The organism is Streptomyces sp. NPDC002144 (assembly GCF_053593695.1).
In genome coordinates this window covers 1-14,783 of the sequence record NZ_JBSFDB010000102.1, presented here as the reverse complement: position 1 = coordinate 14,783, position 14,783 = coordinate 1, and the positions used below count along the sequence as shown (strand labels likewise).

Sequence of the window (14,783 nt, the reverse complement as noted above, 5' to 3'; positions counted from 1 at the left end):
CGGGAGTCCTCCCGGACGGGGCGGTCGTCGGTGAAGCAGGAACCCCAGCGGGCGACCGCTGGAATCCCCCGCCTTTAGGCGGGGGAGGAAGTCAACCCCCTCTTCGCCGGTCGCGCCTGGGCCTGGGGCACCGGACGCCACAACCCCGTCATGCCCGACCACGACACCTGGGAAGACCTCGACCGCTACCAACGACTGCGGAGCGCCCTGACCACCGGCGAACACGCCACCACGGCACGAGTTGGGTGAGCGCGAGGCTGCGAGACACATCCTCAGCGTGGGCGATATGGGTGCAGGCGAGGCCGATGAAGGCCAGGAAGTGGAGGGCCTTGCGTTCATAGCGGCGATGGAGTCAGCGGCATCCGGCGAGCCAGGCCATGCAGCGTTCGATGGTCCAGCGGTGTCATCCCAGCCGCTGGGAGGACTCGATGCTTTTGCGCTCGATGCGCTGCCGGATGCCGCGCCGGCGCAACCATCGGCGCAGGTGGTCGTGGTCGTAACCCGTGTCGCCGTGGAGCTTGGCTGGCCGTCGGCGGCGAGGTCCACGGCGGGAGCGGATGGGCGAGATGCCGGGTACGAGCGGTTCGAGGGCCTGGCTGTCGTGCAGGTTCGCACCGGAGATCCCGACAGATAGGGGCAGTCCGGTCCGCTCAGTGATCAAAAGGATCTTGCGGAGTATCACCATGGCTCCTCCTGCACACGCCTCTCTGCTCCCCTCGCACGCGTGAGGCGCCCGGTGGCGGAGGTGTCTCAGGGAACGTTGCAGCTGGTGGCTCCGCCGGGGCAGGTGACGCTGTCGTTGGACACCGCGCCTATGATCCCCAGCACCACGACGATGAGAGCCAGGACAATCAGCGGGACGTTGTCCGCAGCCCAACTGCTCTGGCTCGCCCGAGCTTTCCGGGCGCTGAGCTGCGGGCTCGCTTCGTCGCCCGCGGGATCGGCGTCAGGCCCGTCATGCCTCTCCGTCGCCGTCATGTCACCCCCCGTTTCCTCACCCTTTCACGATGACACGACACCGGGCCTCACCCGTCAAGCCTCGAGCCACCCGAAATGCCCTCAACCCCACATGAGATGACCTCTCGGTGCCCGGCGGATAGCCGGTCAGGAGCCCGAACTCCGTGGCCGCGACCTGCTCCATGCCGACGGCCGTGCTCAGTTGCGGCGCAGTAGGAACCGGACCAGAACCGGCCGGGCATGATCGCCAGTTCATTGGGCCGGCGACCTTCCGCCGCAAGCGGTGGGAGGGGACTCCCTCGAGGTGGCCAGCGCCTCACGCCGCTCGCCCCGCTTCTGGCCGGGCGCGGCCTACCGATCGTCCGCAGTGGTACGGCCGGTCAGCCCTCAGCGGCGTCCTCTCCTCGCCCCTCGGCGAACTCCCACCAGGCGAGCGGGAGCCAGTCTCCATTGACGAAACCGTCGACTGCCGAGCCTCGGCCGTTGATCGACACGGCGGTTCCGGCGGGGTAGGTGGTGCCGGACAGTCCGGACACGGGGACGAGGAGGGTCCCGAAACGTGGCGTCACTGTGGGCTTTCTCTTTCCCGGGGCTTGGTATGCGGGCTCGCGTGATCCGCAAGTGCGTGATGACAGTAGCCAATTTGGCTTACGGCGCACAACGGACGGAACATGAGATAGAGCACAAATGACCGAGGTCTGATGGCAGCGATGCCGAGCGGAGGTGCACAGGCATGAAGGCCGTCGTCTATAAGGGACCGTTCGAAGTAGCGGTCGAGCAAGTGGAGAAGCCCAGGCTCCAACACCCGAACGACGTGATCGTCCGCGTGACGTCCACGGCAATCTGCGGTTCCGACCTGCACATGTACGAGGGCCGTACCGCCGCCGAGCCCGGCATCGTCTTCGGCCACGAGAACCTGGGGATCATCGAGGAGACCGGGGACGGCGTCTCGTCGCTCAAGGCGGGCGACCGGGTGGTCATGCCCTTCAACGTCGCTTGCGGATTCTGCAAGAACTGTACGGCCGGCTTCACGGGCTTCTGCGTCACCGTGAACCCCGGCTTCGCCGGCGGTGCGTACGGCTACGTCGCGATGGGTCCGTTCAGCGGAGGCCAAGCCGAGTACGTACGGGTGCCGTACGCCGACTTCAACTGCCTGAAGCTGCCGGAGGGCGACGCCAACGAGAGCGACTTCGTCCTGCTCGCCGACATCTTCCCGACCGGCTACCACGGCAACGAACTGGCCGACGTCCGTCCTGGCGAGAGCGTCGCGGTGTACGGCGGCGGTCCGGTCGGCCTGATGGCTGCCTACTCGGCCATGCTGCGCGGAGCCAGGAAGGTGTTCGTCGTCGACCGGGTCGCCGAGCGGCTGCAGAAGGCCGAGGAGATCGGCGCGATCCCCGTCAACTTCGGCGAGGGCAATCCAGTAGAACAGATCAAGGACCAGACGGAAGGGGAAGGCACCGACAAGGGCATCGACGCGGTGGGCTACCAGGCCCAGGCACGGGGCGAGGAACGCGAGGAGCCGGCAACCGTCCTGAACTCGCTCGTCGAGACGGTGCGACCGACCGGAGCGCTCGGCATTCCGGGCCTCTACGTCCCCTCCGACCCCGGCGGCCCCGACGAGCAGGCCAAGCAGGGCTTGCTGCTGGTGGCGATCGGCAGGCTTTTCGAGAAGGGGCTGCGACTGGGGACCGGCCAGTGCAACGTCAAGCGGTACAACCGGCAGCTGCGCGACATGATCATCGAGGGGCGCGCGCGGCCCAGCTTCGTCGTCTCGCACGAGCTGTCGCTCGACGAGGCGCCGGCGGCGTACGAAAAGTTCGACAAGCGCGTCGAGGGCTACACCAAGGTCGTCTTGCACCCGAACCGGTGACCTGACCCGGGGCACCGGTCGCAGGACGCGGGGCTGTGCGTCACCCCAAGTGCCGGCGGCCGGTGCCACCCGGGCGGCAAGGTTCTGAGACCCCCCTTGCCACAGATAGCAGGGCCGGTCGCACCCTCGCAGAGACGAACCAAGGTTTGCAGCTCCTCGTGCCGGCCGACGTCAGAGTCGGAACGCAGTCGTCACCTGCTCAGCGAGATCGTCTTCCGTCATCGTGGTGTCGACCTCAATGGTGTGCAGCCGGAGACGCTCGGTTTCCTCCTTGAGGCGTCTTGTGAACATGCCGTCACGTTCTGCAATGTTGCGGCTGGCCTTTGACGGATCACTGGTCCTCCATACGAACCCTTCCCCTCGTACCGACCGACCGCGGATGGCGGCCTGGCGGAAGGCGGGTGTGGGAAGAAGCCATACGGCGTGCTCAGGAGCAGCGAGTAGTGGCTTGACGAGGTGCGGCAGCAACCGGAATCCCTCGACGATGACGCACGGCTTCGGCGGCATGCGAAGGAGGTCTTCAACGATCAGATCGAAGCCCTCACCTCGAAACCAATGGAACGTCTCAAGCATGACTTCCGGAGACCGTCTCACCCATCGCTCGTCCATGTCCATGGCGAGGAACTTGTGCAGGAAGGGGGCTTCCTCGGGGGTGGTCCTCCCCGCGTGATCCCGCATCACGTCGTCAGTCGCATAGAGGCGCCAACCGTAGTGGTCGGCCAGTCGGCGGGCGGTCGTCGACTTGCCTGCTCCGCTCCCGCCACCGATCCAGAAAACGTGCCGCAATCGTGCCGGAAGCCCTGCAGTGCCGACCCCCCCTCATACTGTCCAGGCTGCATCTATCTCCGATCCACGAGGATGACCAAAGGCGAAACCCATTGTGGACGTCCTGGCACGCGTCCGACTCCGGAACGACTGGCCGGAGGCTGGCCATGGCCTTGCCGGCCGTTGGTTTCGATCGTGCAGCCGGCGATGCGGCTGAGTCGGGGATGCCGAGGTTGACGGTGGTTCGCTGATAGATCCGCGTCCCGAGCGATGGCGATCGCCTCCCGGACGTTGTTGAGCTTGCCCACGCTGATCTGTTCGGGGCGGATGCGGCCCTGGTCCTTCAGGCGGCCCAGGTGCAGGGCGAGCGGCGGCGCCCCCCATTACCTTCTTCGTGGCCCCGCAATGGGGCTCCCGGCCTCTGGAGCTGGCATGACTGGTCCCCCCCTGTCGAACGCATCGCCCGGGGGGTGGTGTCACCAGCTCCGGAGGCATCGACAGACCGCTGATTAGGGGCATGACCACCGGCTCCTCCGGAGGCAGGGAGGCTCTTCGTAATGTGTATGTGGCGATCGGTGCCGCTGGACGGCCGGGCGAGTACGACCGGAGACTGCACGTGATCGACACCAGCGACGTCGGCGTCTTCCTCGGCCTGGACGTCGGCAAGGGCGAACACCACGCCACCGCCGTCACTCCGGCCGGGAAGAAAGCCTTCGACAAGCGGCTGCCCAACAGCGAACCCAAACTCCGCCAGTTCTTCACGAAGTTGCAGGCCAAGCACGGCACCGTGCTCGTGGTCGTCGACCAGCCGGCCTCCATCGGCGCCCTGCCCATCGCAGTGGCCCGAGACATGGGCTGCCAGGTCGCCCCTCTGCCGAACTGGCCAGACTGGAGCCGCGCGTAATGCGCGCGTTCCAGGCGGGGGCCCTCGCCACCGGCTGCGACCTGCAGATCGAGCCGGATAGCAAGCCCTACGCGGAGTTCCGCACGGACAAAACCGCCCTCGGCCACTACCGTCGCAAACGCACTTGCCCTGGGCGGGAGTTCGCACCGCACGGCCAGGCAGGAAGGATGAACCGTGCCTCCACCGACATGGGCAACGTCTCCCAGGTGGTCCCGGCCATCCATCCCTACATCGGCATCGGCTCCCTGCCCGCCACCAACCACCAGCGCGAGTTCGCCGCGTACTGCGTGGGCGGGACGGCGAAGCGAGCCCTGCTCGACGGAACGGTCGCGCTGGCCTGGACGGGCGTCGATCGCGGCGCTCCGGCCGCCCCGCGATGACGACCGGCCCACTCGACAGAGCCCGATCGGGCAGGGGGGTGGACGGACACGGCATCCCGGGGGCCCACGTCCTCGGCCAGCCGCTCCCGCAGGCCTGGGGGCTTCGGCACTATGTGCTGGCCCCGTCCAACAGCCTGGGTTCCAGAAGTGGTCGCAACGCCAGACCCTGAGAGGTGTTGCGCTGACCAGGCTGCGGCGGTGCCTGCGTCGAAGGGCGTGTGAACCGCGTGAAAACGCTCAGGCGAGCCATGTACAGTCGAGCTTCGTTCGAACTCCTCCGCACCCACGTCCTCACCCGGCCGTGTCCCCCAGTCAGAGGCATGTGGGACGGCCTGATCCCCGCCCGCGCCGGCTACCTCGCCCACATCTCACCCCCCTACGACGAGGTCCTTCACGAGGTCGCACACCGGACGGAACACACCGGCATCCTCGGCAGGACGGACATCGCAGCCCTCACCGTCTGGGCAACCGACCTCATGTCCCTGCCCGACAGTCATGTCCGCGCCGTTACTGGCTCAGCAACAACTCACGGTGTCGTTTGATGACCTGGGCCGCGATCACAGTGATGACCAGGTGCGGCGGGCCAGAACACGATGCTCAACCTCATCACGCTGCCAGAACACGATCGAGCGCTGCCCGGCCTGCGGGTCCCCAGGTCGGCTTGCCGCCCGGAAGGCCCCGATCTCCGGCCTGGCCCATGAGGATGAGGAAGAGGCTCTTCATGGCAGCCAGCCCGCGGGCGCGCCGGACCGTCGCCTCGTCCGCATGCGCGTACACCTCGAAGAACCGTCGGCCCACGCCCGCAGGAAGCAGCACCCACGCGGCCGCGAGGTCCCAGGCCGGATCGCCGGCGAACATGGCATCGAAGTCGATCACGCCCGAGAGCGTCCCGTCCGAGACGACGACATTGGCGGGATGGAGGTCACCGTGCAGCCACACCCGCGGGCCCTCCCACTCGGGGGCCGCAACGGCATCGTCCCAAACGGCCCGGACGGCCCGGACGTCGGCGGCGAGGCCGCCCGGGGCAACGCCTTGCAGGAAATTCTCGAAGCCGTCCGTGCACTTCTTGGGGTGGGCGCCACGGTCCGACATGGTGGGCGCCTCGGTGGGCGCTTCCACATGGAGTGCCCTGAGGAAGCCCGCCAGAGTGTCGGCCGAGTGGTCGCCACGGCTGATCGAGCTGTAGTCCAGTGGCTCGCCGGGGACCCACGTCATAACGCTCCAGGGCCTCGGAAAACGCGCGGACGGTTGGCCGATCCGCACAGGCGTCGGAACCGGCAGCGGAAGACGCGGGGCCAGGACAGGCAGCCACCGGCACTCCTTGCGCAGGAGATCCGTGGCACCTTCCATGCGCGGCATGCGCACGGCCAACTCGTCCCCAAGGCGCCACATCTGGTTGCCCCAGCCGCCTGGTACTTCACGGATGGCCAACCCCGCGAGGTCCGGATGCTGCTCCTGCAGCAACTCGCGGACCAGGTTTGCGGTGATCTCGATCTCAGAGCCGGTCATGCGAAGTCACGGTACTGGGGCAGGTGGAGCGGCTCTCGCTCTCCAGAACATCTAGCCAAACGGCCAAGAAGGGCACTTAAGTGCCCTGCGGGCGCGGGGCGGGACAGCGGAAACACCGTCCCCTGAAGTGGCCTTCGGCCACGGTGACGCGGCCGGGTGGTGCCGGCTACGACGACGCTCCTCCCTTGGCCAGCGCGGTTCGCGCCAGCCCGCGCAACCAGGCGTGGGCGTGGTCGGTGTCGTAGCGCTGATGCCACGACAGGTAGATCGGTGCCGACGGCAGTTCGAGCGGGAGGGGGAGCACGACCAGGCCGAGGTCGGCGACCGCGGACCGTGTGGTGGCTTCGGGGACGCTGATCAGCAGATCGGAGCCGCGCGCGAACTCCAGCGCGGACGCTTCCGTGGGCGCGGTCGCCACCACGCGGCGGGTGAGGCCGAGCCGCGCGAGGGCGTCGTCGAGGGCATTGCTGAGGTTTCCACGTCGCGAGACGGCGACGTGCTCAGCGGCGGCGTACTGCTTTGCGGTAATGGTCCCAAAGCGGGTGAGGGGGTGCCCCTGCCTCACGACGATGACGAGGCGGGTCTCGCCCACGTTCTCGGCATGGATGTCCGGTGCGCTCGGACGGTTGGCGTTCGCCTCCAGGTCCACCTCGCCGCGCCGCAGTTCGGGGGTGTCGATGCTTGATTCCGCGACGAAGCGCAATCGCACGCCCGGCGCCGCTTCACGCACGGCCGAGAGCAGTGCGGGGCCGCTCAAGGCGACCAGCGAATCATGCCAGCGGAGTGTGAAAGTGCGTTCCAGTGTGGCCAGATCGAGTTCACGGCTCGGTGCCAGCACCCCCTGGACCTGGTGCAGCAGCTCGTGCACCTGTTCCCGGACAGCGATCGCATACGGCGTCGGGGTCATCGTGCGGCCGGTGCGCACCAGGATCTGATCCCCGGTCGTGCGACGGATTCGCCCCAGACTCCGACTCATCGCGGGGGCGGTGACATGCAGACGCGCGGCCGCCCCGGCCACACTCCCCTCCTCCAGCAGCGCATCGAGCGCAGCCAGCAGGTTCAAATCCAATTGCATGCGAGTAATCCTAGCCGTGCTTTACATGCATTTGAAGTTAATCAAAGGGCTCTATACCTTCGAGATCAGAGCGCTGAAACAGCGCGCACAGTTCGGCCCGAACGGCCCCATCACCTCTTTCTCAAAAAGGAGTTCACCATGTCCGAAACGCTTCAGACCCCTGGCGTCGCCGCCTCCGACGCCGACCTGCTCGGCCAGACCGTGATCGCCGTGCGCGCGGCCGGCTCGGCCCTGCGCGAGCGCTTCGGCGAGGTGGTCCGATACCAGACTCGCGAAGAGCTGATGGCCGCGCTCGCCGCCAACGACGACACGGCCCTGGACATCCTGCGCCCCCGCCTCACGCGCCTGCGCCCGGACGCCGGCTGGGTGGAGGACGAACTGGACGGCGGGGCGCTGCCGCCCGGCGAATGGTGGGTCGTGGATCCAGCCGAAGGCAACATCAACCACCTGCACGCCCTGCCGGAATGGGCGGTGACCGCCACCCTCGTGCGTGAGAACCAGCCGGTGCTCACCGCCGTCCACCTGCCGTTGACCGGCGAAACCTACACCGCGCTCACCGGCGCGGGCGCCCACCTCGACGGCCGGCAGCTGCACGTCTCCCAGACCGCGGACCTCGGCCTGAGCATCGTGGCCACCAGCCAAGCCCGGCCGGACGAGGACGAGAAGGTCGTGCGGCGCGTCGGCTCCTCGATCACCGCGATGCTTTTCGACGCGCTCGTCGTCCGCACCGCCGTGCCCGCGACCCTGCACCTGCTGAACGTGGCCGCCGGCCGGATCGACGCCTTCTGGCAGTTTGCCGGCGCCCGCGCGGACCTGCTGCCCGGGGCGCTGCTCGTCACCGAGGCCGGCGGACGGATCTCCGACGCCGAGGGCCGCCCCTGGACCCCGCAGAGCGACAGCTTCCTGGCCGCAGCGCCCGGCGTACACGCCGAGGCCGTCGCCACGCTCTCACACTGACCGCCCACCACAGCCTGCGCGCACGGAAGGACCAGATCGTCATGACCACGATCGCAGTTCTCGGAAACGGCCGCGTCGGCGGCAACCTGGCCACAGCCCTCACCCGGGCCGGGCATGAGGTGACCGTGGCGGACCGCGCGCCGGGCGCCGCCGGCGCCGCTGCCCGGACAGCCCAGATCGTCATCAACGCCACCCCGGGCGCCGGCTCGCTGGACCGGCTCGTCGCTCTGCGCGAGGAACTGCGCGACAAGATCCTCGTCGACGTCTCCAACGCCACCATCGACGGTCCGGACGGACTGCCCGCCGACCTGATCTACCCCGGCTCAAGCCTCGCCGAACAACTCCAGGAAGCGCTCCCCGAAACGCGCGTCGTCAAGACACTCAACACCATGCTCTTCCCGGTGATGACCTCCCCGGCCACGCTCCCCCAGGCCCCCGACGCCTTCCTCTCCGGCGAGGACCCGCAGGCCAAGCAGACCGTCCGAGATCTGCTCGTCGACCTCGGCTGGCACAGGGAGTGGATCACCGATCTCGGCGGGATCAAAACCGCCCGTGCCACGGAGGCCGCGATCCTGTTCGTACCCCACGTGATTCGATCCAGCGGATTCGCGCCCTTCGCGATCTCGATCGCCCGCTGATCCGCACCGCCGGACCACAAGAACAGATACGCCGCCGACCGTCGGCCATCGAGCGACCGGCCCAGTCTCTGCTCAGCCCGGTGGGCGGTTGAGCTGGGCCATGAGCTCACGGTTGGCCGCCCGGGCAGCGGCGAGCTCGTCACCTCGGTCCCGGAGTTTGAACTCCAGGACGACGATGTGCCGTTCGAGGGTGGTGAACCGGGCCTTGAGCTGCTCGCCCTGTGACAGGAGCGGCCCGCGGGGTCGGGTGCCGTGGCGAGCACATGCTCCGGATCTTCCGGGCTCCTACCGTTCTTGCGGGCTGCGGTCGTCGTGGTGCCGGTCGTCTCGGGGACTCCTCAGAGTAGGGAATTCGGGTCTCGGTGAACGGGGTGCGGCGGTGACCCCGCGCAGCCTCGACAGCACCAGCGCGACGGTGAGCAGCCCGGCGCAGACGCAGGAGGCGAACGCGTACGCGGCTCGTGGGCCGCTGCCCCCGGACGAGCCGGAGGCGGAGTGCAGATAGACCGCCGATACGGCGCTGAGGCACACGGCGGCCGCGATGCGCTGGGCCATCTGCAGGATGCCGCCGCCCACGCCGGCGGCCTCGGCCGGCGCGTGCTGAAGGACCTGGGTCTGGTTGGGCGAGACGGAGAGCCCGCCGGCGGCACCCGACAGCAGTTGTGTCACGGCCAGGAGGACCGGCAGGGCGGCGGACGGCGCAAGGAACGCGGCCACCGCCCCGCCCAGGGCGGCGCAGATGCCGATCGCCAGGCCGATGTTCACCGTGCGCGGTCCGATCCGTCGCACCAGCCGCCAGGCGAGTGCCGAGGAGACACCCATCGCGATGGCCGCGGGGAGCGAGACCGCCGCCGTGAGGAGGGCGGACAGGCCGAGCCCATCCTGGAGGAAGACGGTGAGCACGAGGGACGCGGCGATCGAGGAGCCGAACTGGGCCATGGCGACGGCCGTGCCCAGAAGGTACGGCTTCGACGACGCGAGCGCCGGATGGACCAGCGGCACCCGCCCCCTGCGCACGCGCAGCCGCTGGTGCACGGTGAACGCGCAGGCCAGGACGGCCACTCCGGCCGCCCACAGAAGTGCCTGTCCCCCGCTGTCCGGTGTGCGGATGAACGGCACCATCAGCGTCAGTGTGCATCCGCAGGCCAGGGCGAGGCCGAGAACGTCCAGCCGGGAGTCGCGGGCGGTACGCCGGGGCGGTGGCAGCCAGCGGGCCGCGAGGACCAGGGTGAGCACCGCGCACGGTGCGCTCAGCAGGAGACAGTACCGCCAGCCGGCCTCGGGCCCGAGCCCGGCGACCAGTGCGCCGCCGAGCGGTGGGCCGAGGGCCGCGGCGACGCCGCCCGTCACCGCGTACAGGCCGAGCGCCCGGCCTCGGTCGAGCCCGTGGAACACGTCCTGGATGGTGCCGATCACCTGGGAGTTGACGAGCCCCGCCGCGGCGCCCTGCACCAGCCGCGCGCCGATCACGACTCCCGGCCCTCCGCCGGTCGCGGCCGCCACCCCCGCCAGGAGGAACACGGCTATGCCTGCGATGAAGAGCCACTTGCGGCCGTGCAGGTCTCCGAGGCTGCCCCCGGGTACGAGGGCCACTCCGAAGGCCAGTGAGTAGCCGGCCACGATCCACTGGATGTCCGCCGCACCGGCCCCGAGCGAGTGCCGCATGCTCGGGATCGCGATGTTCAGGACTGCCTGGTCCAGCAGGGTCGTTGCCCCGGCGGCCATGCACACCAGCAGTACGCGGCGGGTGGCGCGGTCTTGTCCGGGGAGCATTCAGGCGGGCCGCTCGGTGGTGCCAGCGTCCGGCTCCACACCGAGGACCTTGCGGTAGACGCGCTCGCCGTCGCCGTAGTCGTCGACGGCGTAGTGCCAGGTCGCCCGGTTGTCCCAGAGGACGAAGTCGCCGGGCTTCCAGCCGAACCGGATGGTGTAGTTCGGTGAGGAGGCGTGCCGGAGCAGATGGTCGAGCAGCGCCCTGCTCTCGGCCGGGGTCACTCCGGTGAGTTGCTTCGCCGAGCTGCTGATGAAGAGGCCCTTGCGGCCGGTGACCGGGTGGGTGAGGACGACCGGGTGCTCGACGGGTTCGCCGGGAGCGTTCTTCTTGCTGCCCTGCGCGTAGTTCTCCGCGTTGCCGTCGTAGAGGGCGCCGACCGACTCCAGCAGCACCTTGAACGGCTCTGACAGGTCGTCGTACGCGGCCTGGAGGTCCGCCCACAGGGTGTGGCCGCCCAGCTCGGGCACCACCTCGTAGGTCAGGGACTCGATCGCGAACACGGGGTGGCGCCACAGGCCGCCGATGTGCCAGGTACTGGCCTTGCCGGTCTGCTTCACGTTGTACGGGTACACCAACGGGTTGGCCGGGTGCTTCACGGCGGTCGGGTGGTCGAAGGGCCGCGCGAAGACGCTGACGGCGGCCACCTGCTGATCGGGCGTCAGGTGCTGGCCCCGGAACACGAGGACCTTGTGCTCGCGGAAGGCCCGGCGCAGTTCCTCGGCGGTGATGTCGTCGACGGGTGCGGTCAGGTCGACGCCGACGACTTCGGCGCCGAAGCGGGGGCCTGCCCGGAGGATCTCGAAACGGGCGACGGTGGTCATGGCGTTGTCCTTCTGCTGCGGCGGGTGCGGGTGTGGGGTGAGGAGGTCCGGGCAGCCGGGGCAGCCGCGATGTGGTCGCGGAGCAGCGGGCTCCCCGGGCGTGCGGTGGATGTCATATGGCGGCTGCTCGCGGGCCTGCGTCGAGGTCGGCGATCAGGTCGTCGACGCCTTCGATGCCGACCGACAGCGGCACCAGGCCGGGGATGACCGACCCCTGCCGCGGCCTGCTGAACGGGATCCAGCTGGCGCGTGGGTGGTGGAGGCGGGTTTGATGACGAGCCTGCGGACGTCGCCGATGTTCGCGAGATGGCTGAACAGCCGCCGCTCCTCGGGCCGGGCGAAGAAGGCGCGGGCCGCGCTCAGCACCTCGTCCCGCAGGGCCTCGGGGACATCGTGTCCGGTGACGTAGAAGATGCCCACCTCGTGTGCCGCGGACCGACGTTCGGCGAGAAAGGCGGCCCGCTCCGTGACCGGGGCGCGGAAGCGGGAGATGTCGATGACGGGCAAGGCTGTGGGCTGGGCCATGGGAGTTCCTTCGCGGCAACGGCGGCCGACCCCGGCCCTCGCAACCCGCCCTGGACAAGGGCTAGTCGGAGGCAGCCGGAACGAGCAGACAGCAAGAAGGGAACGAGGTCGCGGGCCGTGGGACGGCGATCAGCAACAGACCTGGTCGAACTGGTCGGCGCGGCGGCTCACCCAGAACGGGTCGAGCAGCACCATGTGTGCCGTGCCAGAAATCTCCATGCCCGGATGAAAGCACACCCAGGATGGATGCGTCCACCACGCGTTCCACCGGCTCCGGGCATCCTGGGGCGGTATTGACGCCGGTAGAACAGCCGATCTACGGTGAGCGCGAGCTACGAGTTCCGGTGATCAAGCCCTGGCTGGCCGGACGGCAACCCTCGACGCAGCGGGGTGCCCCAGGTGAAGGCTCGGCGGATCTCTTCTTTCTGCAAGTGCGCTCACATCGGCCCCGAGGCGGGCCAGACCCCGGGAGGACGGCGTGGCTGGAGCCCTGATGCTGTGCTCCCGGCTCCATGTCGACCTGCTACTGGTGTCCAGCTGTCTGTGTACGGGCTGATTGCGCCCTCCGACGGTCGGCAGAGCCACCACCCGTCGGTGTAACCCCCTCTTTCTCACCTGATCTCGCACGGCATGGCACAGCCCTGCGCCATGGCTGCCTCACGCATCCCTGACGCGGAAGTAGATAATCCTGATGGCCCTTCACACCGGCCGGACGCCGGCCCCGCGCCCGCCGCCAGCGGGGTCAGCCTGTCCGTCGCGCCCGGCGAGGTGCTGGCCCTGGTCGGCGAGAGCGGCAGCGGCAAGACCGTAACCGCCCGCTCGGTCCTCGGCCTGCTGCCCGCCACCGCGACCGCCCGCGGCCGCGTGCTGCTCGGCGACGGCACCGCCGAACCCGACGAGGACGTACTGACCGCCTCTCCGGCCCGGCTGCGCGCCCTGCGCGGCACACACGCCGCGATGGTGTTCCAGGAGTCCTCCACCGCGCTCAACCCCGTCTTCACCATCGGCTGGCAGCTCACCGAGGGCCTGCGCGCCCACGGACGCGGCGGCAGCAAGACCGAGCGGCGGGCGCTCGCCGTGGAATGGCTCGACAAGGTCGGCATCCCCGACCCGGCCACCCGCCTCGACCACTACCCCCACCAGCTCTCCGGCGGCCAGAAGCAACGCGCGGTCATCGCCATGGCCCTCGCCCTGGGCACCCGGCTCATCGTCGCCGACGAACCCACCACCGCCCTCGACGTCACGGTCCAGGCGGAGATCCTGGAACTCCTCCACCGCTGCCGCACCGACTTCGACACGGCCGTCCTGCTCATCACCCACAACATGGGCGTCGTCGCCGACCTCGCCGACCGCGTGGCGGTCATGCGCGCGGGCCAACTGGTGGAACAGGCGCCGGTACGCAGCCTCTTCGCCGCCCCCACCGCCCCCTACACCCGCGAACTCCTCGCCGCCGTACCGGACTTCGGCACCGGCGGCCGGGCACGACCGGCTGCGGCGGAAAACGACGAACAGCCGGTCGTGCGGGCTTCCCAACTGGTCGTCGACTACCCGGGGCGGCTCGGCAGCAAGGGTTTCCGGGCGGTGGACGGGGTGAACTTCGATATCCGGCCGGGTGAAGTGCTGGGCCTCGTGGGTGAGAGCGGCAGCGGCAAGACCACCATCGGGCGGGCCATCGCCGGACTGACCCCGGTGACAGGCGGCCGACTGGAGCTGTTCGACGAGCCGTTGACACGGAAACGGACGGCGGCAGCCGGGCGGATCGGGTACGTCTTCCAGGATCCCGCCACCAGCTTCAACCCCCTGCTGACGATCGCCGAGAGCATCGCGGAACCTCTCGTCGTGCACCGGCGCGAGCTGGACGCGAAGGACATCCGAGCCCAGGCTGAGACGCTGCTCGAAGCGGTGCACCTCCCCCGCGCCTACGCAGACCGCTACCCGCACGAACTCAGCGGAGGCCAGCGTCAACGCGCCAGTCTCGCCCGGGCGTTGGCACTACGACCGAACCTGCTCGTCGCCGACGAGCCGACCTCGGCTCTGGACGTGTCCGTGCAGGCCAAGGTGCTCGACCTGTTCACCGAGCTCCAGCAGGAGCTCGGCTTCGCAGCACTGTTCGTCAGCCACGACCTGGCCGTCGTCGAACAGGTCGCCGACCGGGTGATCGTGCTGCACCGGGGACGGATCGCCGAGGAGGGATCCACCGGCCAGGTGCTCCGCAGCCCCCAGGACGACTACACCCGCCGGCTCGTCGCCGCTGTGGGCCCGGCTTGGCCTGGGGGTGTGAAGCCTCCGCATCAGCAGCCCCTGACATCGCGTTGGCGGTCGGCGCACCGCTGGGTGCCTGCACCCGAGGGCACGTCGACCACTGCCGCACCGTCTGTCCATCCGCACGCGTCTGATCCCTGCCGGCGCCCCCGCGGCTCGGCGACCGCCCTGCCGAGCGGGTGTCCTGGTCATGCAGGGCCGGAAGGCAATGCATGAACCTCACGTCCCTGCGCTATCGATGGCTTCACCGGGTCTCTCCTTCGTGGATACCCCCGGCTTCAGCCGGGGGAGGAAACGAAGATCCTGCGGAGCAGGGCAGGAAGAGCCGGTTCGCCGCCAGGGC

General features: G+C 69.2%; 13 protein-coding genes, 2 pseudogenes and 1 riboswitch. Of the genes and pseudogenes, 6 read left to right on the top strand and 9 right to left on the bottom strand.

The window, feature by feature from the left end; translation table 11 throughout:
• Positions 1-277: 277 nt before the first annotated feature.
• The 3 genes and pseudogenes from ACWCQ1_RS50200 to ACWCQ1_RS50190 all read right to left on the bottom strand — a co-directional run.
• Positions 278-670: pseudogene (locus ACWCQ1_RS50200) on the bottom strand (IS5 family transposase); the annotation flags it as partial.
• Positions 671-750: 80 nt separating this feature from the next.
• Positions 751-978 (bottom strand): hypothetical protein, encoded by a 228-nt coding sequence (locus ACWCQ1_RS50195; protein ID WP_451029888.1) that lies wholly within the window; start codon positions 976-978, stop codon positions 751-753.
• 359 nt (positions 979-1,337) lie between these two features.
• Positions 1,338-1,526 carry a hypothetical protein gene (locus ACWCQ1_RS50190; RefSeq protein ID WP_358610982.1) on the bottom strand — a complete coding sequence of 63 codons (189 nt, stop codon included), beginning with the start codon at positions 1,524-1,526 and terminating at the stop codon, positions 1,338-1,340.
• A gap of 164 nt (positions 1,527-1,690) precedes the next feature.
• On the opposite strand from ACWCQ1_RS50190, the gene ACWCQ1_RS50185 reads away from it, so the two are divergent.
• Positions 1,691-2,830: a glutathione-independent formaldehyde dehydrogenase gene (locus tag ACWCQ1_RS50185; RefSeq protein ID WP_133047865.1), complete on the top strand. Its 1,140-nt coding sequence runs from the start codon at positions 1,691-1,693 to the stop codon at positions 2,828-2,830.
• A 171-nt stretch (positions 2,831-3,001) separates the two neighbouring features.
• Here the strand turns inward: ACWCQ1_RS50185 and ACWCQ1_RS50180 are convergent, their stop codons facing one another.
• Positions 3,002-3,445, bottom strand: coding sequence for a hypothetical protein (locus tag ACWCQ1_RS50180; RefSeq protein WP_451029887.1), 444 nt, complete (start codon positions 3,443-3,445; stop codon positions 3,002-3,004).
• 766 nt (positions 3,446-4,211) lie between these two features.
• Here ACWCQ1_RS50180 and ACWCQ1_RS50175 point away from each other — a divergent pair.
• A pseudogene (locus ACWCQ1_RS50175) lies at positions 4,212-4,472 on the top strand (IS110 family transposase); the annotation flags it as partial.
• A gap of 26 nt (positions 4,473-4,498) precedes the next feature.
• Positions 4,499-4,879, top strand: a complete 381-nt coding sequence (locus ACWCQ1_RS50170) for a hypothetical protein (RefSeq protein ID WP_451029886.1) — start codon at positions 4,499-4,501, stop codon at positions 4,877-4,879.
• A 606-nt stretch (positions 4,880-5,485) separates the two neighbouring features.
• Here ACWCQ1_RS50170 and ACWCQ1_RS50165 read toward each other — a convergent pair.
• Positions 5,486-6,388 (bottom strand): aminoglycoside phosphotransferase family protein, encoded by a 903-nt coding sequence (locus tag ACWCQ1_RS50165; protein WP_451029885.1) that lies wholly within the window; start codon positions 6,386-6,388, stop codon positions 5,486-5,488.
• A 166-nt stretch (positions 6,389-6,554) separates the two neighbouring features.
• Positions 6,555-7,463, bottom strand: coding sequence for a LysR family transcriptional regulator (locus ACWCQ1_RS50160; RefSeq protein ID WP_451029884.1), 909 nt, complete (start codon positions 7,461-7,463; stop codon positions 6,555-6,557).
• Between the two features lie 138 nt (positions 7,464-7,601).
• Here ACWCQ1_RS50160 and ACWCQ1_RS50155 point away from each other — a divergent pair, with 138 nt between their 5' ends.
• Both ACWCQ1_RS50155 and ACWCQ1_RS50150 read left to right on the top strand, forming a co-directional pair.
• Positions 7,602-8,420, top strand: coding sequence for a 3'(2'),5'-bisphosphate nucleotidase CysQ (locus tag ACWCQ1_RS50155; RefSeq protein WP_133047861.1), 819 nt, complete (start codon positions 7,602-7,604; stop codon positions 8,418-8,420).
• Between the two features lie 41 nt (positions 8,421-8,461).
• Positions 8,462-9,058, top strand: a complete 597-nt coding sequence (locus tag ACWCQ1_RS50150) for an NADPH-dependent F420 reductase (protein WP_451029883.1) — start codon at positions 8,462-8,464, stop codon at positions 9,056-9,058.
• Positions 9,059-9,343: 285 nt separating this feature from the next.
• On the opposite strand, the gene ACWCQ1_RS50145 is transcribed toward ACWCQ1_RS50150, so the two are convergent.
• The 3 genes from ACWCQ1_RS50145 to ACWCQ1_RS50135 form a co-directional block, all read right to left on the bottom strand.
• A complete protein-coding gene (locus ACWCQ1_RS50145; protein ID WP_451029882.1) occupies positions 9,344-10,783 on the bottom strand; it encodes an MFS transporter in 1,440 nt (479 codons plus the stop codon).
• Between the two features lie 48 nt (positions 10,784-10,831).
• Positions 10,832-11,653, bottom strand: coding sequence for a TauD/TfdA dioxygenase family protein (locus ACWCQ1_RS50140; protein ID WP_451029881.1), 822 nt, complete (start codon positions 11,651-11,653; stop codon positions 10,832-10,834).
• A 153-nt stretch (positions 11,654-11,806) separates the two neighbouring features.
• Positions 11,807-12,178: a 2-oxoglutarate and iron-dependent oxygenase domain-containing protein gene (locus ACWCQ1_RS50135; RefSeq protein ID WP_451029880.1), complete on the bottom strand. Its 372-nt coding sequence runs from the start codon at positions 12,176-12,178 to the stop codon at positions 11,807-11,809.
• A gap of 330 nt (positions 12,179-12,508) precedes the next feature.
• Positions 12,509-12,618, top strand: a riboswitch (SAM riboswitch).
• Between the two features lie 208 nt (positions 12,619-12,826).
• Here ACWCQ1_RS50135 and ACWCQ1_RS50130 point away from each other — a divergent pair.
• Entirely contained in the window at positions 12,827-14,656 is a 1,830-nt protein-coding gene (locus ACWCQ1_RS50130; RefSeq protein ID WP_451029879.1) for an ATP-binding cassette domain-containing protein, read from the top strand.
• Positions 14,657-14,783 lie beyond the last annotated feature (127 nt).

Coding starts and splice junctions, on each gene's coding strand:
- ACWCQ1_RS50185 (WP_133047865.1), top strand. CDS start 1,691: ATGAAGGCCGTCGTCTATAAGGGACCGTTCGAAGTAGCGGTCGAGCAA.
- ACWCQ1_RS50160 (WP_451029884.1), bottom strand. CDS start 7,463: ATGCAATTGGATTTGAACCTGCTGGCTGCGCTCGATGCGCTGCTGGAG.
- ACWCQ1_RS50140 (WP_451029881.1), bottom strand. CDS start 11,653: ATGACCACCGTCGCCCGTTTCGAGATCCTCCGGGCAGGCCCCCGCTTC.
- ACWCQ1_RS50155 (WP_133047861.1), top strand. CDS start 7,602: ATGTCCGAAACGCTTCAGACCCCTGGCGTCGCCGCCTCCGACGCCGAC.
- ACWCQ1_RS50135 (WP_451029880.1), bottom strand. CDS start 12,178: ATGGCCCAGCCCACAGCCTTGCCCGTCATCGACATCTCCCGCTTCCGC.
- ACWCQ1_RS50195 (WP_451029888.1), bottom strand. CDS start 978: ATGACGGCGACGGAGAGGCATGACGGGCCTGACGCCGATCCCGCGGGC.
- ACWCQ1_RS50180 (WP_451029887.1), bottom strand. CDS start 3,445: ATGGACATGGACGAGCGATGGGTGAGACGGTCTCCGGAAGTCATGCTT.
- ACWCQ1_RS50150 (WP_451029883.1), top strand. CDS start 8,462: ATGACCACGATCGCAGTTCTCGGAAACGGCCGCGTCGGCGGCAACCTG.
- ACWCQ1_RS50145 (WP_451029882.1), bottom strand. CDS start 10,783: ATGGCCGCCGGGGCAACGACCCTGCTGGACCAGGCAGTCCTGAACATC.
- ACWCQ1_RS50170 (WP_451029886.1), top strand. CDS start 4,499: ATGCGCGCGTTCCAGGCGGGGGCCCTCGCCACCGGCTGCGACCTGCAG.
- ACWCQ1_RS50130 (WP_451029879.1), top strand. CDS start 12,827: ATGGCTGCCTCACGCATCCCTGACGCGGAAGTAGATAATCCTGATGGC.
- ACWCQ1_RS50165 (WP_451029885.1), bottom strand. CDS start 6,388: ATGACCGGCTCTGAGATCGAGATCACCGCAAACCTGGTCCGCGAGTTG.